Genomic DNA, 21745 nt, shown 5'->3' on the forward strand with positions numbered 1-21745 from the left:
CCTGATCAATTCATGTAGAAACCGAACGCCCCGCCGCTGCGCGGTCCGGTGGCCGCTGCGGTAGCCGGTTGTGCGTCCAGGGGCGTGGCGAGGGTGCGACCGCGCACCGGCTCAACCAGATAGGGCGTGATAAGGATCACCAACTCGGTTTCATTGCGCTGGAAGCGCTTGGAGCGGAACAGGTTGCCGAGGATCGGCAGGTCCCCCAGCAGCGGCAGTTTCTCGATGTCCTGGCTGCTTTCGCGCTGGAACAGGCCGGCGATGGCGAAGGTCTGCCCACTGCCGACTTCCACCCGCGTGTCGGCGCGGCGGACGCTGAAGGACGGCACATGGAAGTTGCCGAAATCCACGGTGCCACCGCTGACCACACTGCTGACTTCCGGGCGTACTTGCAGGGCGATGCGGCCGTTGGGCAGCAGGGTCGGATTGAACAGCAGCGACACGCCGAACGACTTGTATTCGATGCCCACCAGGTCACGGTTGACCGGCACCGGGATCGCCACTTCGCCACCCGCGAGGAAGCTGGCGGTCTGGCCGGTCATGGCGGTGATATTCGGCTCGGCGAGAATCTGCAGCACGCCGTTGGCCTGCAAGGCGTCGAGCATGCCGTCGATATTCACATTGCCCGAGCCGGCGCCCGCCGCCGCCAAGCCCCCCGCCGACGCCGCTGCCAACGGGCCACCGGTGATCAGGCCGAACGAGAAGGTGCCGTTATTGAACATCGCGTTCCAGTTCACGCCGTAGTGCAGCAACTCCGAGCGGGACACTTCGGCAAACCGCACCCGCAGGTTTACCTGGGCAGCCCCCGCGTACTCGGCGGTGTTGATCGCGCTCTGGAAGCCTTGGCCCTGTGGGTTGAGCAACGCGTTAAGGTCCGTCGCTTCCGCCACCGAACCCAGCGTGCCCTTGGCGATCAAGCGGTTGCCGGCGCCGCTGACCTGCGCGCCACTGCCGGGGTGCAAGGCCTGCATGGGGGTGGTCACCGCCTGGCTGCCACTGCTGACGGCCAGGGTCAGGCTCGCCAGTTGCTTGCCGTCGCTGCCGAGGGCGATCAGGCTGGTATTGCCCGGTGCCTTGCCGAAGATATAGATCGTGCCGGGTGACACCACTTGCAGGTCGGCCACATTCGGTTCGGCCACCAGCACCGAATCCACGGGCGCGACAAAGTGCAGAATGCGCCCCTCCCCCGAGGACAGGGCGATCGAGCCACCGGCGCCGGCAGCGATTTCCTGAGCCTGGCTCACACACGCAAAAACACTCAGCAACAGCACGCAAAAACGCATCATGAGGCAGACGCCAGGGCAGTGACGGAAGCCGCGGCAGGCGCGCGGCGGTTGGAAATCTCGGTGAGGCTGATGGTCACCAGCGCTTGCAGGTTGTACTCAGTGGCCAGCTCGCGGAACGACAGCACCGCCAGCTCCAACTCACCGCGCAAGACCAGGCGACGCAGGCTGCGGCGCAGTTCCGGGTGCACCAGCAACACCGCGCTGTTGACCTCGCGGGTGTATTCGCAGGCCTGGCGCAGCTGGGCGAGCAAGGCGCGGCTGACTTCTTCGGGGATCAGGTCGCGCTGCGGTTCCTGGCGACGCAGGGAACCGCGCAACTGGTCTTCCAGACCTGGCGCCAGCACCAGCGCGCCGATCACCCGATTGCGGTCGGCGTACTGATGGCTGATCTGCCGCGCCAACGCCGCGCGCAAGTGTTCGGCCAGGCGCCCGGCGTCGGTTTCGCGGGCGCCCCACTCCACCATGGCTTCGAGCAAGGCGCGCTGGTTGCGGATCGACACCCCTTCGCTGACCAGCAAGCGCAGGGTTTCAGCCACCCGCTGCAGCGGCACCAGGCGCAGGGCCTCCTTGACCAGTTCGCTGTACGTCGCCTCGGTGCGCTCCAGTAACAGGCGGGTTTCCTGGATGCCGAGGAAGTCGGCGGCGTAGCGGCGCAGGCTGCGTTCCAACACACCGCGCAGGACTTCGTCGGGCAGCAGGAAACCGATGCCGGCGTTGCGCAACGTGTCTTCATGCTGACGCTCGATCCAGTGGGCGCTGCGGCCATTGAGCGGTGAATCGGCCTGTACCGTGGTGATGTCGAGCAACTGCACGTGCACGGGGTCGTCCTGCAACAGCAGGCAGTTGATCGGCAATTCGCCTTCGCTCACCGGCACGCCCTCCAGGGACACGCGAAAACTGCCTGGGCTGGCCTTGGCTTCCATGTAGATGCCCGGCACCGGCACGTCCACGCCGAGGTCGGTGCGCAGGTCGTGGCACAACGCTTCGACGCGCTGGCGCAGCAACTGGCGCGGCGCGCTCTGGGACACGCCGCTGCCGAGGGTCAGCACTACGCGGGTATCAGGCGGCAGGTTGTCGTCCAGCTCGGCGTGCACCTCGACCGCTGGCTCCGGTGCCTCGACCAGCACCTCACCTTCATCAGTCCGACGGTTATGCCGGCGATACATCATGAATGCCGCGCCGCCAAACACCAGGGACAAGCCGAGGAACACCCAGGTCGGAAAACCCGGCAACAGGCTCACGCCAATCATGATCAACGCGGTCAAGCCCAGCGCGCGGTAGCTGGCGCCCAGTTGCTTGATGATTTCGCTGCCCAGGTCCCCGGCTTCGCCGTCGCTGTTGACGCGGGTGACCACGGTGCCCGCCGCCACGGAAATCAGCAGCGCCGGAATCTGGGCGATCAGGCCGTCACCCACGGTCAGCAACGAGTAGGTGTGCACCGCCACGCCGAATGGCATGTCGCGCTCGATCATGCCGATCAGCATGCCGCCGAGCAGGTTGACGGCCAGGATCACCAAACCGGCGATGGCGTCGCCTTTGACAAACTTCATCGCGCCGTCCATCGCGCCGAACATCTGGCTTTCACGCTCCAGGCGCGAGCGGCGGCGGCGTGCTTCGGGCTGGTCGATATCGCCGTTGCGCAGGTCGTTGTCGATGCTCATTTGCTTGCCGGGCATTGCGTCCAGGGTGAAGCGCGCGGCCACTTCCGCCACACGCTCGGCGCCCTTGGTGATGACCACGAACTGCGCCACGGTGATGATCAGGAACACCACCATGCCCACCACCACTTGGCCGGCGATCACGAAGTCGCCGAAGGCCTTGACGATATGGCCGGCGTCGCCATGCAGCAGGATCAAGCGCGTGGTGGTGATCGACAGGGACAGACGAAACAGCGTGCTGAGCAGGATCAGCGGCGGCAACGCGGAAAACTCCACGGAATGGCCGATGTAGAACGCGACGATCAGGATCAGGATGCTCAGGGCAATGTTGAGGCCGATCAGCGCATCCACCAGGTAGGTAGGCAGTGGGATGATCATCATCACAATCGCCATCAGCATAAAGGCGACGATGATCACGTCAGTGCGCTGTGCAGCCAGGCGCGCCAGGTTGTTCAGGCGGTTGAGTGCACTCATGCGCCGGCCCTGCGTGCGGCCAGGTAGCGCTTGAAGCATTGGCGCGCTTCGTCCTTGCGTTCGCCGTACCACAGGGCACGGGCGCGTAGCAGCATCAGGCTGGCGGACTCGCCTTCGAGCGCCACCAAGCGGTCCAGGGCGCCAAGGGCGCGGGCCGGGTCGCCGCTGTCGGTGAAGGCCAGCACCAGCGAGCGCAGCAGCACGCCGTCGTTGGGCGCGACGTTGACGGCGATCAGCAACATCACCAGGGCGCGCTGGGACTGGCCGTTGCGCCGGTACAGTTCGCCAATGCCCTTGAGCAGTTGCACGGCGTCGTCGTTATCGCGGGCCATCAGGCGTGTACCTCCGAGCGTTGCTGTGCGAGGGTGCGGCGCATCTCGATTTCTTCGCTGATCAGTTCGACGGCCAACGCCTTGATGTGGGACTCGGCGTCCAGGCTTGGCAGGATGTGTTCCATCACGTGCTCCAGCAGTTCCAGGGAACGGGCACTGCCGAACAGCAGCGAGTCGACGCCGGCGGCGCTGGTGAGTGCTTCCAGATCGCTGCGCAGGGAGCGGCGGGTTTGGGTCTTGCGGGTCTTGAGCACCGCTTCGAACGCGGTGGCCTGACGCGAGTTGACCGGGCGCACGGCTTCGACTGGCGCGCTGCGTACGTCACTGGGGATGAGCGGGCGGGGTTCGACTTTCATGCGTGAGCTCATAGGGTGAAGGTGAAGCGCTCCGCGCCACGGGCGAGGATGACTTGGTTGTTTTCGATGCGCTCCAGCACCCAGTTGTCTGCCAGCGCCGCGCCGGGGTACAGGCGCTTGCCGCTGTCGTTGATCACGTAGGGGTGGGGGCCGAACCATACGGCTTGGAAGCGCACCCGCGGGGCGGCTGCATCGGCGCGCACGGCGACGCGCGGGTTGAGCACGATCTGCTGGCCGTAACGCTGGTCGAAGGCTTGCTGCAAGGCCAGCCACTGCGGTTTTTGCGACTGTTCGAAGGTGCCGGTGGCGCTGAGTTGGCCGTTGCTGTTGCTGACCTTCACGGTGTCCAGGTGGGCGGCTTGCAGTTGCTGTTCCAACCAGGCCTTGGCTTGCTCGCGGGAGGCTTTTTTCACCGGCGCAACCTCGGCGGCGGCGGTTGCGGGCAGCAGTGGCGCTTCGCTACGCACTGCCAGCGCACCGGCACAGATAAACAGCAGGACGAACGCGACAATCCAGGGGGTCAATTTACGTGGCGCGTCCGACGGTTTTTCAGCACCGCCAGGCAAGGCCAGGCTCACACCCGCCGTGCCAATACGCAGCTGCAGTGGCAACCGCGCGCGATGGCCGCTGCCGTGGGGGATTCGCACATTGCCGGCGATCAGTACGTCGCCGCCCAACGCTTCGACGGCCACTTGGCCGCCCTCAAAACGCAGGCGCAAATGCAGGCCGGCAATGCCGGGATCGCTGAGCACCAAATCAGCCGCCAGGTCGGCGCCGATGGTGTAGACAGGCTGGTCGAGCACCAGGGAACTGCCCTGATGCAAACCGCCGGTCACCGTCAGGGTCGGTGCGCCAGTAGCGGCGACCGGACCCAGGGAAATCAGGGCTGTCATAGTCGGGTTTGCCCCCTTGAGCCTGTGCAACGGGGTCAAGAATCAGGATAAAAACGGGACTTGGGAGGTAAACGGGCAGCGCCGGCGCCGCCCGTTTGGCGAATCAGTTCTGCGGACGCTGTTTGGTGGCGTCGAGCTCCGCTTTTTTCGCGGTGCTGATTTCGGTGATCTTGGCCGACTTCTCGATAGCCATGTTGAAGGTCGCTTCCATCTTCGCGATAGCGTCGTCGGCGCCGCCTGCTTTTACTGGTGGGACATCAGCCATGTTCATCTCCTTGCATCGATAGGGAAGTTATTTCAGTTGCGCAACAGCACGCTGAAAGTATGCAAACCGGTGAATGCCCAAAACGTCAGACAGTGAGCCTTCGAACCGCCGTTGGTTTGCATGGGATCCATACTACTCACGATCAAAACGCCTTCGCTGTGAAAGCTTGTGAAACGTCTCACGCAGGCGCTGTGAAAGGTTTGGCTCAACCTGGCGTTGAGAAAAACTCATCGCCGGCAAGGCATGGAACTTTCATTAAAAAATAAAAACACGCTACAGGCCGCTGTTTACGGGCACTTACACGCCATCACCCGAACAAAAGTGAACAACAAGAGGTAATAAATACGACCGACAAAGCAAGGCGTGGCGTTTATTTTCGCGACGACTTCACATTTTTCGCTAATAGCCTTTTGCCAAACTTTATAGATATTTCGATTTGTAACAGAAGCGACTTAATCATCGCGTTTGATAACTCGTCCCAAGCAGCCTACTTGCTTGGCGAATAACTTTCCCCCGCGCCTGTTAGTGCAACTGCACTAATAACCAAAGGACTCGTGTGCAGGCGGGCTTACTCTGAAAAAACTTCCAGGTGATCTATGACCGACATGAATTATTCATCCAGAACTCTCCTCGAAGACGACGGTTGCACAGAGATTCACTTCGGCCCTTATCGACTGATGCCCAAGCGCCATCAACTGCTCAAGCATGGTCAGCCGGTGAACCTGGGCAACCGCGCCCTGACCCTGCTGATCGCCCTCGCCTCACGGCCCGGCGAACTGCTGCAGAAAACCGAACTGCTCGACATCGCCTGGCCTAAGCTGGTGGTGGAGGAATGCAACCTGCGCACGCAGATAAAAACACTGCGCCGCACCCTGGGCGACGATGAGTCGTTCTATATCGCCACGGCGCCGGGGTTGGGTTATCGCTTTGTCGCGCCGACCTGGTTCGAACGCACGCCAAAGGCGCTGGTGAAAGAACCGGTGGTGTTGGGCGTGTATGCCTGCCGCCATTGCCGAGGCGCCGGGAGGGTGCCGCTGTTTGCACAGATGGGTATACAGAACAGATGATGGCCTGATCTTCGGCCCCGATCTCAAACCCTGTCGATGGGCGGTGGCGGCGAGCGCGTAGCCTGCGGCGTGATCTAGCCCACCACTACACCACCGCCTGTAGGAGCCGCTGGCAAGCCGGCTCCTACGGTTTGAATTGACAGCGCGGCGAAAGTTTGGACTTACACCGAGGCAAAAACCGCGCTCAGATCCAAATGCCCATCCTTGATCGGCGGACACCAGTAATACCCCCCGTCAACGGCGTACTTACGCGATACAACCCGTCGACAATCCCATCCTCCAACCCACTCATCCGCCGCAACTGGGCTTCAAACGCATCGAACGAATGCCCGAACGCAAGAAACATCAACCCGGCCTGGCCGTTCTCGGCCCACGGCATCGAGCGACGGACCACGAAGGCTTCGGGCGTGAAACTCTCCTGCGCGGTGCGCTTGGTGTGAGCCGACTCGGGAGCATCCTCCAACTCTTCATTATCACCATGCCGGCGGCCAATAATGTGATCGCGCTCTTGCGCAGGCAACGCCGCAAACCCATCCAGGTCATGCTGCCACTGCTGGATCGCGGCAAAGCTGGCGCCGCTGTCGGTCAACGCGGCTTCAACCGCGGCGTCGTCGTGAGGGTTTTCGGTGCCGTCTTCGTAATCGGTCAAGTCAAAACCGGTCTTGTAGCGAAAGCCTTCGGTCGATTGCACCAGGCGAAAGCCCGGGGCCAGGGCCTTTTCCACGGCGCGGCTGCGCAACAGCAATTCACCGCGATCCTCGCCATGCAGCCACACCCACAAGGCCTGCTGGGTCGATGGGTTATGCGCGCCCGGCCCGCTGAGCGTGGGGAATGTGCGCAGGCCATCAATGCGGGCGCCCAGTGCGCTGACCAGCGGCTCGCCAAAACCGACCACTGCCGCCGAATCGGCCAACGGCACCAGCGCATCCAGCGCAGCGGGCACGGCTGCCAGGGCCTCCACGGCAAAAAACAGATGGCGTGCCTGCAACGGCACCGGTGCGGCAAGAATGCCCGGCTGGTAGTGACTCATGTGAACTCCTTCAAGAAAGCCGGGCAGTTTAACCTTCAGGCGCAGCGCAGCGAACAAGAAAGCGCGCAAGCCTTGCCATAGAGCCTGTTGTTGGGTGACTCTCTAGTCATGTTTTGCAACTATTCCAGGGGTAGCGACATGACCACCAGCAACCTGCTCGCCCAGCTGTTTCCCGCCTCCGCCGCAGCGATTCCCGAACAGTTCCAGCTCGGCACGCCCATTGAACAGCGTGATTACCTGGTCGACGGCCAGTTGCGGGTATGGAATGGCCCTTTGGCCAAAGTGCAAAGCCCGGTGCAACTGGGCGACGAGCGCGTGCACATCGGCAGCACACCGCTGCTGGATGCCGACACCGCTCTTACCGCCCTCGACGCCGCCGTGCGCGCCTATGACCGTGGCCAGGGTGAATGGCCGACCCTGCGCGTGGCCGATCGCATCCAACATGTCGAAGCGTTCCTGCGGCGCATGCGTGAGCAACGCGATGCGGTGGTCAAGTTGCTGATGTGGGAGATCGGCAAGAACCTCAAGGATTCGCAGAAAGAGTTCGACCGCACCTGCGACTACATCACCGACACCATCAATGCCCTCAAAGAGCTGGACCGCCGCTCCAGCCGCTTCGAGCTGGAGCAGGACACGCTCGGCCAGATCCGCCGCGTACCGCTGGGCGTGGCATTGTGCATGGGCCCCTACAACTACCCGCTGAACGAAACCTTCACCACGCTGATCCCGGCGCTGATCATGGGCAACACCGTGGTGTTCAAGCCGGCCAAGCTCGGCGTGCTGCTGATCCGACCGTTGCTGGAAGCCTTCCGCGACAGCTTTCCGGCCGGGGTGATCAACGTGATCTACGGCAGCGGCCGCGAAACCGTCAGCGCGCTGATGGCCAGCGGCAAGATCGATATCTTTGCGTTTATCGGCACCAACAAGGCCGCCAGCGATTTGAAAAAGCTGCACCCGAAACTACACCGCCTGCGTGCGGCGCTGGGCCTGGATGCGAAAAACCCCGGCATCGTGCTGCCGGAGGTGGACCTCGACAATGCGGTCAGTGAAGCAGTCACCGGCGCCTTGTCGTTCAACGGCCAGCGTTGCACCGCGTTGAAAATCCTGTTCGTGCATGAAGACGTCGTCGACAGCTTTATCGACAAATTCAATAAGAAGGTGGCCACGCTCAAACCCGGCATGCCGTGGGAAGACGGTGTGGCGCTGACGCCATTGCCTGAAGTGGGCAAGGTCGATTACCTCAACAGCCTGGTTGCCGATGCCGCGCAACACGGTGCCAAGGTGGTGAATGAGCACGGTGGTGAAAGCCGCGGGTCGTTCTTCTACCCGGCGGTGCTGTACCCGGTGAACCCGCAAATGCGCGTGTACCACGAGGAACAATTCGGCCCGGTGGTGCCAATCGTGCCTTACCGTGACCTGGAGACGGTCATCGAGTACGTGCTGGACTCGGATTTTGGCCAGCAACTGAGCCTCTTCGGCACCAACGCCGTGGAAGTCGGGCGCCTGGTGGACGCCTTCGCCAACCAGGTCGGGCGTATCAACATCAATGCCCAGTGCCAGCGCGGCCCGGACACCTTTCCGTTCAACGGGCGCAAGAACTCGGCCGAGGGCACGCTGTCGGTACATGACGCGTTGCGCGTGTTCTCGATCCGCACGCTGGTGGCGACCAAGTTCCAGGAAAGCAACAAGGCGCTGGTCAGCGACATCCTGCGCAACCGTGACTCGAGCTTCCTGACCACCGACTACATTTTCTAAGAACGGCGCCAAACACATTGTGGGAGCGGGCTTGCTCGCGAATGCGGTGTACCAGCAGCGGATGTATTGGCTGACCCACCGTATTCGCGAGCAAGCCCGCTCCCACATTTGATCGCGCACATTCATACAATCGAGGCCACTTTAATACCGATGAATCTGCACCTACCTCTGTTTGCCCGGCGCCTGCTACGCCCCTTGCTCGACCCCTACCGCCGCTATCGCCATGCCAAGTTGATTCACGCCGTGCGCGTGTCCATCGGTTTGCTGGCGACGATCCTGCTGACCACCGGCATCAACCTGCCCCACGGTGAGTGGGCGTCGGTGACCATGTTGATCGTGATAGGCGGGTTGCAGCACCACGGCAATATCGGCAAGAAAGCCGTGGAGCGCGCCTACGGTACCTTGATCGGCGCCAGCGTCGGTTTGCTGCTGGTGGTGCAACAGGCTTACTTCGGCCAGCCGTTCCTGACCTACCTGTTGATGTCGGCGGTGTGCGGGTTCTTTTCCTACCACGCCATCGGCAAAGGCGGCTACATCGCGCTGCTGTCAGCGATCACGGTGTTTATCGTTGCCGGGCACGGCGACAACCCGATCTCGGACGGCCTGTGGCGCACCGTCGACATCCTGATCGGCATCGTCCTGGCCCTGGCCTTCTCCTTCGCCCTGCCGCTGTACGCGGTGTACTCGTGGCGCTACAACCTGGCCAGCGCTTTGCGCGACTGCGCGGCGATCTACAGCCGGATCATCAATGGCCAGTCGGTCACCGATGACGAACACCTGAAACTGCTCAACCGCTTGAATGCGGCGATGTTGCAACTGCGCTCATTGATGCCGTCGGTGTCCAAGGAAGTACGCATTTCGATGACGGAGCTGGACGCGATCCAGCGCCACCTGCGCATGTGTATCAGCACCCTGGAGATTCTTGGCAATACCCGCCCCGATCCACGGGATGAGCAGGCGATGGCGCGAATGCAAGTGATGTTGAGGGCCGAGCATCGGCAGATTCGCGTGCAACTGGTGGGAATGGCACGGGCGTTGAAGTCGGGTGTGACGGAGCGGTTGGAGCGGCCCAGTCACATCAACGGCACCGAACCTACGCTGGATGCGCCGGTGTACAGCGCGCTGGACGGATACCGGTTGTTGACGGTGCAACTGGCAGCAAACGTGGATGCGATGCGCCAGCGCCTGGCGAAAAGCGCCGGGCATTGGAAGATCTAGAAAGGTGGGCCGTTGGGGTTTTTACCAAGAAAAATACTTTCACACTTTCTCTTACATATTTTTCACGTTTTATTCACATCCCGAGACGTAGGGTGAAGCCTCATCCGTTACAAATGTTGCACATCAAGCCCGCCGCCCCAGCGGGCTTTTTTTTGCCTGATTTTCGCTCAGCCACTCCCACCGTCGCTGTAGGCGTCGGCAAGCCGGCGCCTACAGGTATCAGCGTGCGGCTTTGCTGGCAGGTGCCGCCTGCTCGCGAATGGCCCGCTGGGTATCCAGCACCCTCGCCAGCGCGTTTTCGGCTTCCGGGCTTTGCTGCGGCACGCGAATCGCCGCCGACACCAGAGTGATCAACTTGGCCATCACCTCGGCATCCGTGGCCGGGCGGCCCAGGCTCATGGAGTTCATCAGCAGGCGCAGTTCAGTGCCCGCCATCACCCCGGAAATCGCCTTGAGGGCAAATTGCAGGCGCACCCCCAGTTCATTGCGCGGCAGGTCCGGCAGGGCCAGGGCGAAGGCTTCGAAGAAGCGCTGGAACACCGGCTGGTAATGCACCTTGAGGTATTCCTGGATAAACGGCGAGGTGTCGCTGTACACCCGCCCCAGGAAACGGATGAACGAGCGCCCTTCCCCACTGGCGCTGGCCGGGTCGCTGCGCTCCAGGCCCATGGCCGGGGCGAACAGCACGCCAAGCAAGGTGTCGCAGTCCAACGGGCCATCGGACTCCGCCTCGCAGCGGGCCAACAGTTCCAGGCGCTGCTCGTTGAGCGGCTCCAGGCGCTGCTTGAGCAGGGTTTGCATCAGGGAATCCTTGTCCCCGAAGTGGTAGTTCACCGCCGCCAGGTTGACCTGGGCACGCTCGGTAATCTGCCGCAACAAAACCGCGTCGTATCCGTACTTTATGAAGAGAGCCTCTGTCGCATCCAGCAGTCGAGTCTTGGTAATGTTTGGAGCGCTGACTTTCTTCGCGACCATAGAAGTTCCACGTGGGAAATATTGTTTTAAAAAATAATTTGATTTTTTATACCGGGGCCTTCGTCCGAAAGCAAGTAGTGACACACCGCCATATGATCGAAAGCCTTTGCAGCCGGGCGCGCTGAGGCTAGTCGAAAGGTTTGTGAGTGGCCTGCTGGCGCGTTGAAGAAATCGTTTCAAAGGATGAAACCGCTCTATATCCATGGCTGGCGAAGGCGCTGGAACACGGTTAGTATTCAAACAATATTTTAAAAACAAGAAATAAAACCAGTCCGTGACGCTTACCAGGTGGCTCCCGAAATTGTAAAAAGGCTTTTCCGGGGCAGCACGGCACCGTCGAGACTGAAGGCGTAGTCATGATGACAGATACCCCCGCGCACCCAGGCTTGATTTCACTGCAAGGCATCGGCAAAAGCTATCAGCTGGCCGGGCAACACCTGTCCATTCTTAATGATGTCTGCCTGTCCATCGCCAGCGGCGACAGCTGCGGCATCCTCGGCGCGTCCGGGTCCGGCAAAAGTACCCTGCTCAATATCCTTGGCCTGCTCGACCTGCCCAACTGCGGCCAGTACCACTTTGCCGGCCACGATATTTTCAATGCCACGCCCGACCAACTGGCGGCGATCCGCAACCAGCAAATCGGCTTCGTGTTCCAGAGTTTCAACCTGCTGCCACGCCTCAGCGCCTTGGATAACGTCGCCCTGCCCTTGAGCTATCGCGGCGTATCGCGGCATGAATCCGTGGAACAGGCCTTGCGCATGCTTGAGCAAGTCGGCCTGGGCGACCGCGCCCACCATCGCCCCGCCGATCTCTCTGGTGGCCAACGCCAACGCGTGGCCATCGCGCGGGCATTGGTGGGCAAGCCCTCGGTCATCCTTGCGGATGAGCCCACCGGTAACCTCGACAGCACCACGGCCCAGGAGATCATGGACCTGTTGCTGGGGCTGAACCGCGAGCAACAGGTCACGCTGATCATCGTCACCCACGACCCGCACATTGCCGAGCGCCTGGAACGCAAGATCCTGGTGCGCAACGGTGTGGTGCAAGAGGCCGGTTGCCTATGACCCAGCAGGTAAACAACCGCCTGCGGGTCGAACAGAGCCTCAGCCAACTGCTGCATGAAGCATTCATCAGCCTGCGCACCCTGGGCAAGCGCTCGATCCTGGCATTGCTGGGGATCGTGATCGGCAGTTCGTCGGTGGTGGCGCTGATCAATATCGGCCACAACGCGGCGGTGGATGCCGCGATGATCTTCAAGGACATGGGCACCGACACCCTGATCGCCCAGTTCCCGCCCAAAGGCGGCAGCAGTGCCCCGATGCCCGCTCGCCTCGATCTGGACGCGGTACGCCAGACCGTGCCGGGCATTGCCCATATCGGCGCCCTCACGTTATTCAGCGGGCCTATCGTGTTTCATGGCCGGACCGTCAACGCCAACTTTGTCGGCAGCACGCCAGACATCAAGGACGCCATGCGCCTGGCGGTGCACCAGGGGCGTTTCCTATCGAGCTTCGATGCCAACGAGACCTACAGCGTGATCGGCGATCAGTTGGCCCAGGCCTTGGGAGCGCCAGGCGACCCGCTGCAACTGGGCGACCGCGTGCGCATCAACGACTACCTGTTCCTGATCGTCGGCATCCTACGCAACCAGCCCCGAGCGATGCTGATGCCGGTGCAGGCCAACGAGTCGCTGTTCATCCCCGCCGAAGGCATGCGCCGTATCTATGCCACGCCGCAAATCGGCAACGTGATCATCCGCGCCACACCCGGCCAGGACATGGAACGAATTGCCAAGGACGCAGCCGCCGCCTTGAGCCCTCAGCTTCCCGAACACGATGCAGACATCCAGGTGCCCCAGCAAATGATCGACGGCATGACCCGGCAAAGTCGCACCTTCGCCTATCTGCTGCTGGCCCTCGGCGCGATCTCCCTGGTGGGTGGCGGCGTGGGGGTGATGAACGTGATGCTGATGAACGTGTCGGAGCGGCGTCGCGAGATCGGTATCCGCATGGCACTGGGCGCGCGCCAGCGGGATATCCGCAACCTGTTCCTGCTCGAAGCCGTGACCCTCACCGCCGTTGGCGCACTGTGCGGCGCGGTCCTGGGCATGACCGCCGCCTGGCTGTATGCCTGGCTGTCGGGCTGGGAGTTTGCCCTGGCCGTCGCCGCCTTGCCGCTGGGGGTGGGCAGTACGTTGCTGGTCGGGCTGTTCTTCGGCATTTACCCGGCGGTCTCGGCCTCACGGCTGCAGCCGGTGGAGGCCCTGCGCGATGAATAGGTGGCTGCTGTGGCTTGCGCTGGTCAGCCTACCGGGCATGGCCGCCGACGTGGTGATCAAACCGTCGGCGCCGAGCACCACGCGCAGCGGCTACGACCGCAGTGTCTCGCTGAATGCCCAGGTCACCACCCTGACGCTCGGCGATGCGGTGTACCTGGGCCTGCGCAACAACCCGGCGATCCGCAGCGCGTACCTGCAACGGGTGGCGCAGAAATTCGACCTGCGCGTGGCCGAAGATGTGTTCAACCCCAAGCTCACCCTCAACAGTTACTACCGCAGCACCCGTGGCTCCGCCGACAACGCGCGCAATGCCAACGTGGCGCCGGCCACCAGCCTGCTTAGCGAGTACGGCACGCGCCTGAGCATGGCCTGGACCCAGCAACTGAACACCGCCGACCGCGCCGGCCGCTACCGCAGCGACGGCCTGGACCTGGCTATCATCCAACCGCTGCTGCGCGGTGCCGGCTGGGATGCCACCACCGCGCCGCTGCGCCTGTCGCGGCTGTCGGAGCAGGCCAACCGCCTGAACCTCAAGGCCACCGTGGCACAGACCATCAGCCAGATCATCGCCACCTACCGCGAACTGCTGCGCGCCCAGGAGCAACTGAGCATCGTGCAGGATGCCCTCAAGCGTTCCGGCACCTTGTTGGAAGTGAACAAGGCGCTGATCAGTGCCGGGCGCATGGCCGAATTCGAAATCGTCCAGACCGAAGCCGATATCGCCACCCAGCAACTGGGTGTCGAAGAAGCGCAGAACCAACTGGACACCAGCCGCCTGGCCCTGCTGCGCCTGCTGGCCCTGGACCTGTCCACGCCGATCCGCGCCACCGAAGCCCTGGAGGCCAGGCCCATGCAGATCGACAAGCGCCAGGCCTTCAACCTCGCGCAGACCCAGCAACCGGAGTATCTCGCCGCCTTGCTCGGCAGCCAGCAGGCTGACCTTAACCTGGTGATCGCCAAGGACTCCGGCCGCTGGCAGGTGGACCTGGTGGCCGGCGCCAACCAGGTACGTGACGCCTACGACAACGATGCCGGCCGCTCCAACAATCGCACCTGGGACAGCTACGCTGGGGTGCAGGTGCAAATTCCCATCGGCGATATCAGCACGCGCCAGGCCGAAGTGCGCGCGCGGGTGAATGTGGAGGACCAGGAGATCCGCATCACCGACGCGCGCCAGGAACTGGAACGCAGCGTCAACGACGTGGTGCGCGACCTCGGCACCCGCTGGCGCCAATATGAAATCTCCCAGCGGGCGGTGGAACTGTCGCGGCGCAAGATCGAGATCGAGCGGGAAAAACTCAGTGCCGGGCGCTCCACCAACTTCCAGGTGCTGAGCTACGAGACCGACCTGCGCAACGCCGAAAACGCGCAGCTCAATGCGCTGATTGCTTATTTGAACGCCCAGACCCAGCTCGACTTGACCCTGGGCATGACGCTGGAAAGTTGGGAAATCGCCCTCAATGACTACTAATCAGAAACGCCTGCTGGGTGCTGTGTTGATCGTGCTACTGGGCGGTGCAGGCCTGGCCCTGCGCAGCCCGGCTTCAGACCCGGCCAGCGCCACCGATCAGTGGCTGGCCGTCAAGCCCGACGCGCTGGTGCACCAGATCGGCCTGGTGGGCAAGATCGAGCCCGACACCACCATCACCCTCACTGCCCCCTTTGACGGCAATGTGCAAGCCAACCTGGTGGAGCAAGGCCAGCGCGTCGAAGCCGGCCAGGTACTGTTGCGCATGGACCCGGCGACCCTGGAGGTGCAACTGCGTGACGCCCTCTCCACCCAGCTCAAGGCCCGGCGCACCGTGCAAGAGATGCAGGACTGGGACAGCAGCCCCGCTGTCAGCCGCGCCCGCCGCAGCCTGCGCACGGCTGAAATGACCGCTGGCAACACCCAGCGCAAACTCACCGAAAGCGAAAACCTGTTCAAGCGCGGCATCATCCCGCGCAATGAACTGGACGACCTCAAGCAACAGACCCAGCAGCAACAGCTCGACCTTGCCTCCGCCCGCAGCGAACTGCAGCAGGCCATCGACCAGGGCAAGGGCGAATACCGCCAGATCGCCGATATGGAGTTGACCAACGCCACGGTGAAATACGACGCCCTGCACAGGTTGCTCGAAGGCCAGGACGTGAAGGCGCCATTCTCCGGGATCGTGGTGCCGCCGCCCGGCAATACGTCACCCCAGGGCGGCGGCAACAACAATGCCCCGGTGCAGGCCGGCAGCAAGGTCAGCCAGGGTCAGGTACTGTTCGGCCTGGCCAATATCGAACGGCTGAAAATCGTCGCCAAGGTGTCGGAGCTGGATATTAACCAGCTGCACCAGGGCCAGGCCGTGGAAGTGCTGGGGGATGGTTTTGATGGCGAGCGGCTGACCGGTTCGGTGAGCGTGGTGAGTGGCTTGGCGATTGCCAGTGACAGCCAGGGCAGCGCGCAGTTTCCAGTGACCTTGTCGATCCCCAGGCTCACGCCGCAGCAGTTGCAGCGGGTACGGCTGGGGATGAGCGCGCGGTTGACCATTGTGACGTACAACAATGCGCAGGCGATTGTGATTCCGAGCCAGGCAATTCGGGCGGATAAGACGGTCGAATACCGCGAGGCGATGGATAAGCCGGTGGAGCGGGTGAAGGTGACCACGGGGCAAGCGACGGCCCAAGGCGTGGAGGTGTTCGGCCTTAAACCGGGTTTCGTGAAGACAAATCCCTTGTAGGAGCCGGCTTGCTGGAAATGACGGCCTGACAGCCGACCACTCTCCAACTGTTGCCCCGCGATCCAAATGTGGGAGCTGGCTTGCCTGCAAAGACGGCCTGGCAGCCACCACTCTCCAACTGTTGCCCCGCGATCCAAATGTGGGAGCTGGCTTGCCTGCGAAAGCGGCCTAACAGCCGACCACTCTCTAACTGTCACCCCCCGATCCAAATGTGGGAGCTGGCTTGCCTGCGAAGGCGGCCTGACAGCCACCACTCTCCAACTGTTGCCCCGCGATCCAAATGTGGGAGCTGGCTTGCCTGCGAAAGCGGCCTGGCAGCCACCACTCTCTAACTGCCACCCCACGCTCCAAATGTGGGAGCTGGCTTGCCTGCGAAAGCGGCCTAACAGCCGACCACTCTCTAACTGTCACCCCGCGATCCAAATGTGGGAGCTGGCTTGCCTGCGAAGGCGGCCTGACAGCCACCACTCTCCAACTGTTGCCCCGCGATCCAAATGTGGGAGCTGGCTTGCCTGCGAAAGCGGCCTGGCAGCCACCACTCTCTAACTGCCACCCCACGCTCCAAATGTGGGAGCTGGCTTGCCTGCGAAGGCGGCCTGACAGCCACCACTCTCCAACTGTTGCCCCGCGATCCAAATGTGGGAGCTGGCTTGCCTGCGAAAGCGGCCTGGCAGCCACCACTCTCTAACTGCCACCCCACGCTCCAAATGTGGGAGCTGGCTTGCCTGCGAAGGCGGCCTGACAGCCGACCTGGATGTTGGATCTGACCGGGTACATATCCGTTATTTGGGTAACGGCTGCTATGGGTTCCGCCCTTACGGCGGCTCACTTTTGAAAAGCGCAAAAGTAAGCAAAACGCTCTTGCCCCAACACTCGGCACCTCGCTTAGGCTCGGTGTGCCCGTAATCCGCCAGGTATTTGGGGGGCCGCCGCCACGCGCCATCCATGGCGCGGGGCGGCTAAACCGGCATCCCTGCCGGTTTACCCCCCAAATCCCTGTCGAATTCCGGCCAGCGTGTTTGACGGGGCGCCTAAGATCAAAAGCCAGATCAAAAACCAGATCAAAGGCCAGATCAAAGGCCAGATCAAAGGCCAGATCAAAGGCCAGATCAAAAGCCAGATCAAAATCACGATCACGCATCGCCAGGCATTGCCGGTGGGTATTGGAATGCTGACACTCGCATGTTAGCTGCCAGTGAAAAGCAGCGTCCCTGCTGCACGCATTGTTAAGCCAACGGCACTCGGCGCGTGGTCAGGGCCATCCGCCCTACCAGGAAGCTCAAGGCCGCGCCCAACAACAGCATGGCCAAGGTGCTCCAGGCCGCACGGGAGAGCTGTTTGGCCGCGACTTCGCCGGCTTCACGGGCTTTCTGCTCGGCCTGTTGCTTCAGTTCGTCAACCTTTTGCATGGCCTGCTGATAGGCCTGGGCGTAGTTGTCGACGATCTGGGTCGCTTCTTCCTTGCTCTTGCCGGTGCGGGCCGCAACGATATTGACCAATGCGTCTTTGTCCGCTGCATTCAGCGCGGGCTCACCGGAAGCCTTGACGCGTTCGAACCATTGCTTCAACGCATCGCCAGCCTGGGCAGGGTTGCTGGCTGCGGCGGTCGCCGACTGCTTGCCATCGGCAGCGGCCTGGTCGGTTTTCTGTTCGACGTTGGCCGGGTCCAGTTCAGGCTTGCCACTTTGCTTGAGCAAGGTGTCCAACTCGCCTTGCAGGCTGTTCCAGTCCAATTGGATGCCCTGCTCGTTCAACTGCTGCTTGACGCTGTCGCCAATGCCCGGTGCTACCGCAGCAATGCCGCTGCCGGCAGCCGACAGACCTTTACCTACCACATTGCCGGCGGTGCCGACGACACTGGCGGCCAAGCCCGCCAGCAGCCAGGTGGTGAGCAGCGTGGTGAGGGTCCAGGTCAGGACGCCGTGCAGGCCGCCGCGATCAGGGGCCGTGCGGCCGGCCACAAAGGCGCCGAGGCCAACAGCGACCAGGGTCGAGACAAACAGCCAGATCCCGGCTCCCGTGCCAAACCCACTCAAAGGGTTGCCGGCTTGCATGGGGTCGACGGCGCTGGCGCCGATGGCGGTGCCCAACACACTCAGCACCAGGTAACTCACCAGGGCAATTGCACTCCCGGCCAGTACCGCACTCCAGGACACGCGAAACGGCGAACGGTTGGTTTCATAGACAGGGGTCATGATTGATCCTTTTTGCGTTATTGACCGCCTCAGTCTGGCGAGCCAAGTACCGCTCGTCCCCGCGCAAATGCACCGGGCTGCATAGTGCATTTGCACCCCATCCCAGGCAATTGGTCTGCACTATCCTGAAGCCCCGGTGTCGTAATTCCACGCGTCCAAAACCCGGAGAAACCATGACCCAGGATGTCCTCGCCAAAGAAACCAACCGCCGCCAACTGCAGCAGATTGTCTCCGGGGTATCCGACGGCATCATCCTCGCGGAAGTCGACCAAACCATCCTCTGGGCCAACGAAGCTGCGCTGAACATGCACGGCATCGATGACGTCGCTGCACTGGGTGCCAATACCCAGGCCTACGCCAAACGATTTGCCCTGCGCTATCGCAACAACCACCCGGTGCTGTTGGAGAACTACCCCCTCGCCCGCGTCGCCGCTGGCGAAGAGTTCAGTGACGTGGTGGTGGAAGTTTCCCCCACCGACGACGCCGACAGAACCTGGGTGCATCGCCTGCGCAGCCTGGTGATCAGTGACTCCCACGGTGAGCCGGAATTGCTGGTGCTGATCCTCAGCGACGCCACCGAGTGGGCCAGCGCCGAACAGCGCTTCGAAAAAACCTTCAACGCCAACCCGGCGCCGGCGGTGATCTGTCGCCTGAGCGACTTGCGTTATATCAAGGTGAACCAGGGCTTTCTGGAGATGACCGGCTACAACCGCGACCAGGTCATCGGCAAGTCGGTGTACGAGTTGGATGTGCTGGAACAGGCCGAGCGCAAGGACCTGGCCATCCAGCGGTTGGGCGAAGGCGCGACCATCCCGCAAATGCAGGCCGAACTGAAACTGCCCGAGGGCGGTAGCAAACTGGTGATCGTCGCGGGGCAACCGCTGGATATGAACGAAGAGGACTGCATGCTGTTCTCCTTCATGGACCTGGAGCCGCGCCGAAAGGCGGAAATCGCCCTGCGCCAGAGTGAGGAGCGCTTCGCTAAATCGTTCCGCCTGACGCCGGTGCCCACCCTGGTGTGCAGCGCCGCCAACCGCCAGGTGGTGGACATCAACGAAGCCTTCATGAGCATCACCGGCTATACCAGCGAGGAGCTGATCGGTAAATCCATCGAAGACATCGACTTTATCGACAGCCCGCAGGCGTCCGCGCAGTTGTTCGCCAACCTGGAAAAGGCCGGCAACCTCGACGGCCAGGACCTCAAGGTGCGCAAGAAAGGCAACGAGGTGATCGACTGCGTGGTCTCCGCCGACACAGTGATCATCCAAGACGTGCCCTGCTATCTGCTGGTGATGATGAACATCACCGAACGCAAACGCTCGGAGCTGGAACTGGTGGCGGCCATCGAAGAAGTGATGCAGGACGCCTCCTGGTTCAGCCAGACCCTCATCGAAAAACTGGCCAACGCCAAGAGCGTCAACAGCCCCAGCCAACCCAATATCGCCTTCACCGACCTCACCGCCCGAGAGCGCGATGTGCTGGGTCTGATCTGCGAAGGCCTGGCTGACAAGGAGATCGCTTCGCGCTTGAAACTGGCGCCCAACACGGTGCGTAACCATGTGGCCACGGTGTATTCCAAACTGGGTGTGCACAGCCGCAGCGCAGCAATCGTCTGGGCCCGTGAACGCGGGCTGTTTGCCGGTGAGCTGCGGGTTAAAAAGTAGCCCTCGCCAGTGCAAATGCACTAGTACAGCTAGTGCGAATTCGCCTTATTGCCGCGAAGGCCAAGCAATACCCTTCAGGGGTCGAACTTTACGCCCTGAAGGAACCCGCATGTTTACCCTCTCCCAACTGCGAAACTGCATTGAAGAAGGCTTGTCGCCACTGACTTGTGAGTTCACGTTGTGCCGGGACGCGTCCCTGACCCTCAAGGTCTACGACGCCGAAACCGGCCGTGTCGACCTGGTGGTGACCGGGATCAGCACCAACCGACTGCAGACCCCGCAAGAAGTGGAAAAGATGGTGGAAGAGTTGCGCTACGAATTGCAAAGCAACAACGTGGGCAAGCTCACGCTGGATGACTTGCCTTCAACGACGCACCAATGAAATAGAACACCCCGCCGGCCACAATAAACGCCCCCAGCATCAGGAACATATAGGGGGCCGGCAGGCTCGCCAGCACCAGCCCACACAACACCGGCCCCAAGGCGGCACCCAGGTTGGACAGGTTCTGCGCCCCGTAGTACATGCCGCGCAAGTGGTCCGGGGCGATCCGATCAATGAACATGTACTCGGCCGGGAACACGATGATCTCCCCTACGGTGAATACCGCCATCGCCAGCACCCACCACAGCACGCTGGTGGACAAGGCAAAGCCGATCACCCCCAGCATGAACATGCCCAGGCCCGCGATCAGCCACTGGCCCAGGTAACGATGCGAGATGCGCCGCCCGATCACGTATTGCAAGGCAATCACCAACACCGCGTTGGTGGTCAGCACCGCGCTGACAACGGTGTAGGTGTAGTCGGCGGTGGTAGTCGTCACCAGGTACTGCGACAGCCACGCAGTGAATTGGCCAAACACCACGGCACTGAGTACACCTCCCAGGGTGAAGCAGACCAGGCGGCGATCGCGCAGCAATACGCGGCCGACGGCCAGGAATGGCGCAGGCTTTTGCAAGGCCTCGACGGTGGTCAGCCGACGGTCGCCCCAACGCCAGTACAGCAGGAAAAACCCCACCCCCAGCAGCGCCGACAACACAAACGGTAAACTGATATCCAACTTGGCCACCATCGCTCCGAACGCCGGCCCAACCGCATAGCCGATATTGGTAAGGGTGTATTTGATGGAGAAGACTTCGCTGCGCGCACCTTCGGGTAACAGGCTGGCAAAGCCGGCTTTGACGGCGATATCGATCACCGCGTACGCGAGGTTGATCAGGATCAGGCAGGCATAGAACACCCAGAAATGCTGCACCAGCACCGTGCCGATAAAGCCCAGTACAAACAGCGCACTCAGCCCCAGCAACAACCGGTAGCTGTTGATGCGGTCGACAAGGAAACCGCCATACACACTGAGCAACGAGCCGACGATCAGCGAGCTGCCGATGACTAGGCCAACCTGAGTGATGTCGAGGGCAAAGCGGTGGGTAAGGTAAATCACCAGGTAGGGAAAGGTGATGGCCTTGGCCAGCGTCAGCATAAGCGTGGCCGAAAGCAGCAAGTTTACGGTGCGGGGGTAGTTTCTTATTGTGGCAAGCATCCTGCTCTCGATCGTTGAAGGTAACGCGGCCTGTATGGCCGGTTACCTTAACC

General features: G+C 62.1%; 18 protein-coding genes and 1 pseudogene. 9 read left to right on the top strand and 10 right to left on the bottom strand.

What is annotated here, in order from left to right:
* Window positions 1–5: 5 nt before the first annotated feature.
* From CWC48_RS29575 to CWC48_RS30445, 6 genes are all read right to left on the bottom strand, one after another.
* Window positions 6–1286 carry a type II and III secretion system protein family protein gene (locus CWC48_RS29575; RefSeq protein WP_078047843.1) on the bottom strand — a complete coding sequence of 427 codons (1281 nt, stop codon included), beginning with the start codon at window positions 1284–1286 and terminating at the stop codon, window positions 6–8.
* Entirely contained in the window at window positions 1283–3418 is a 2136-nt protein-coding gene (sctV, locus tag CWC48_RS29580) for a type III secretion system export apparatus subunit SctV (RefSeq protein WP_100491073.1), read from the bottom strand. The genes CWC48_RS29575 and sctV overlap by 4 nt, the downstream gene beginning before the upstream one ends.
* Window positions 3415–3750: a lipopolysaccharide assembly protein LapB gene (locus CWC48_RS29585; RefSeq protein ID WP_100491074.1), complete on the bottom strand. Its 336-nt coding sequence runs from the start codon at window positions 3748–3750 to the stop codon at window positions 3415–3417. The genes sctV and CWC48_RS29585 overlap by 4 nt, the downstream gene beginning before the upstream one ends.
* Complete coding sequence (locus CWC48_RS29590) at window positions 3750–4106, bottom strand: hypothetical protein (protein WP_099493871.1); 357 nt, start codon at window positions 4104–4106, stop codon at window positions 3750–3752. The genes CWC48_RS29585 and CWC48_RS29590 overlap by 1 nt, the downstream gene beginning before the upstream one ends.
* An 8-nt stretch (window positions 4107–4114) precedes the next feature.
* On the bottom strand, window positions 4115–4999 hold the full coding sequence (locus tag CWC48_RS29595) for an FHA domain-containing protein (protein WP_100491075.1): 885 nt from the start codon (window positions 4997–4999) through the stop codon (window positions 4115–4117).
* A 103-nt stretch (window positions 5000–5102) separates the two neighbouring features.
* Window positions 5103–5264 (bottom strand): hypothetical protein, encoded by a 162-nt coding sequence (locus CWC48_RS30445; RefSeq protein ID WP_016969018.1) that lies wholly within the window; start codon window positions 5262–5264, stop codon window positions 5103–5105.
* Between the two features lie 605 nt (window positions 5265–5869).
* On the opposite strand from CWC48_RS30445, the gene CWC48_RS29600 reads away from it, so the two are divergent.
* Window positions 5870–6331, top strand: coding sequence for a winged helix-turn-helix domain-containing protein (locus CWC48_RS29600; RefSeq protein WP_100492483.1), 462 nt, complete (start codon window positions 5870–5872; stop codon window positions 6329–6331).
* 161 nt (window positions 6332–6492) lie between these two features.
* Here the strand turns inward: CWC48_RS29600 and CWC48_RS29605 are convergent.
* Window positions 6493–7361, bottom strand: a pseudogene (locus CWC48_RS29605) (Dyp-type peroxidase).
* Between the two features lie 138 nt (window positions 7362–7499).
* On the opposite strand from CWC48_RS29605, the gene CWC48_RS29610 reads away from it, so the two are divergent.
* Both CWC48_RS29610 and CWC48_RS29615 read left to right on the top strand, forming a co-directional pair.
* Complete coding sequence (locus tag CWC48_RS29610) at window positions 7500–9116, top strand: NADP-dependent glyceraldehyde-3-phosphate dehydrogenase (RefSeq protein ID WP_100491077.1); 1617 nt, start codon at window positions 7500–7502, stop codon at window positions 9114–9116.
* Window positions 9117–9272: 156 nt separating this feature from the next.
* On the top strand, window positions 9273–10334 hold the full coding sequence (locus tag CWC48_RS29615; RefSeq protein WP_078050896.1) for an FUSC family protein: 1062 nt from the start codon (window positions 9273–9275) through the stop codon (window positions 10332–10334).
* 219 nt (window positions 10335–10553) lie between these two features.
* On the opposite strand, the gene CWC48_RS29620 is transcribed toward CWC48_RS29615, so the two are convergent.
* Complete coding sequence (locus CWC48_RS29620; RefSeq protein ID WP_078047836.1) at window positions 10554–11309, bottom strand: TetR/AcrR family transcriptional regulator; 756 nt, start codon at window positions 11307–11309, stop codon at window positions 10554–10556.
* A 356-nt stretch (window positions 11310–11665) separates the two neighbouring features.
* Here CWC48_RS29620 and CWC48_RS29625 point away from each other — a divergent pair, with 356 nt between their 5' ends.
* The 4 genes from CWC48_RS29625 to CWC48_RS29640 are packed head-to-tail and all read left to right on the top strand — an operon-like array spanning window position 11666 to window position 16295.
* Window positions 11666–12373 carry an ABC transporter ATP-binding protein gene (locus tag CWC48_RS29625; protein ID WP_100491078.1) on the top strand — a complete coding sequence of 236 codons (708 nt, stop codon included), beginning with the start codon at window positions 11666–11668 and terminating at the stop codon, window positions 12371–12373.
* Window positions 12370–13587, top strand: a complete 1218-nt coding sequence (locus tag CWC48_RS29630) for an ABC transporter permease (RefSeq protein WP_100491079.1) — start codon at window positions 12370–12372, stop codon at window positions 13585–13587. Before CWC48_RS29625 ends, CWC48_RS29630 begins: the two co-directional genes overlap by 4 nt.
* Window positions 13580–15058 carry a TolC family protein gene (locus tag CWC48_RS29635; protein ID WP_100491080.1) on the top strand — a complete coding sequence of 493 codons (1479 nt, stop codon included), beginning with the start codon at window positions 13580–13582 and terminating at the stop codon, window positions 15056–15058. Before CWC48_RS29630 ends, CWC48_RS29635 begins: the two co-directional genes overlap by 8 nt.
* Complete coding sequence (locus CWC48_RS29640; RefSeq protein ID WP_100491081.1) at window positions 15048–16295, top strand: efflux RND transporter periplasmic adaptor subunit; 1248 nt, start codon at window positions 15048–15050, stop codon at window positions 16293–16295. Before CWC48_RS29635 ends, CWC48_RS29640 begins: the two co-directional genes overlap by 11 nt.
* A 1226-nt stretch (window positions 16296–17521) precedes the next feature.
* Here CWC48_RS29640 and CWC48_RS29645 read toward each other — a convergent pair.
* Window positions 17522–18490, bottom strand: coding sequence for a hypothetical protein (locus CWC48_RS29645; RefSeq protein ID WP_068931780.1), 969 nt, complete (start codon window positions 18488–18490; stop codon window positions 17522–17524).
* A 173-nt stretch (window positions 18491–18663) separates the two neighbouring features.
* Between CWC48_RS29645 and CWC48_RS29650 the strand changes: the two genes are divergently transcribed.
* Together CWC48_RS29650 and CWC48_RS29655 are read left to right on the top strand one after the other, a co-directional pair.
* Window positions 18664–20154 (top strand): PAS domain S-box protein, encoded by a 1491-nt coding sequence (locus tag CWC48_RS29650; RefSeq protein ID WP_078047831.1) that lies wholly within the window; start codon window positions 18664–18666, stop codon window positions 20152–20154.
* 109 nt (window positions 20155–20263) lie between these two features.
* Window positions 20264–20536, top strand: a complete 273-nt coding sequence (locus tag CWC48_RS29655; protein WP_078047830.1) for a DUF1652 domain-containing protein — start codon at window positions 20264–20266, stop codon at window positions 20534–20536.
* On the opposite strand, the gene CWC48_RS29660 is transcribed toward CWC48_RS29655, so the two are convergent.
* A complete protein-coding gene (locus CWC48_RS29660) occupies window positions 20499–21692 on the bottom strand; it encodes an MFS transporter (RefSeq protein ID WP_078047829.1) in 1194 nt (397 codons plus the stop codon). The two genes, CWC48_RS29655 and CWC48_RS29660, sit on opposite strands and share 38 nt — an antisense overlap.
* Between the last annotated feature and the right edge of the window lie 53 nt (window positions 21693–21745).

Source organism: Pseudomonas sp. S10E 269 (genome assembly GCF_002798465.1).
Classification (GTDB): Bacteria; Pseudomonadota; Gammaproteobacteria; order Pseudomonadales; family Pseudomonadaceae; genus Aquipseudomonas; species Aquipseudomonas pergaminensis.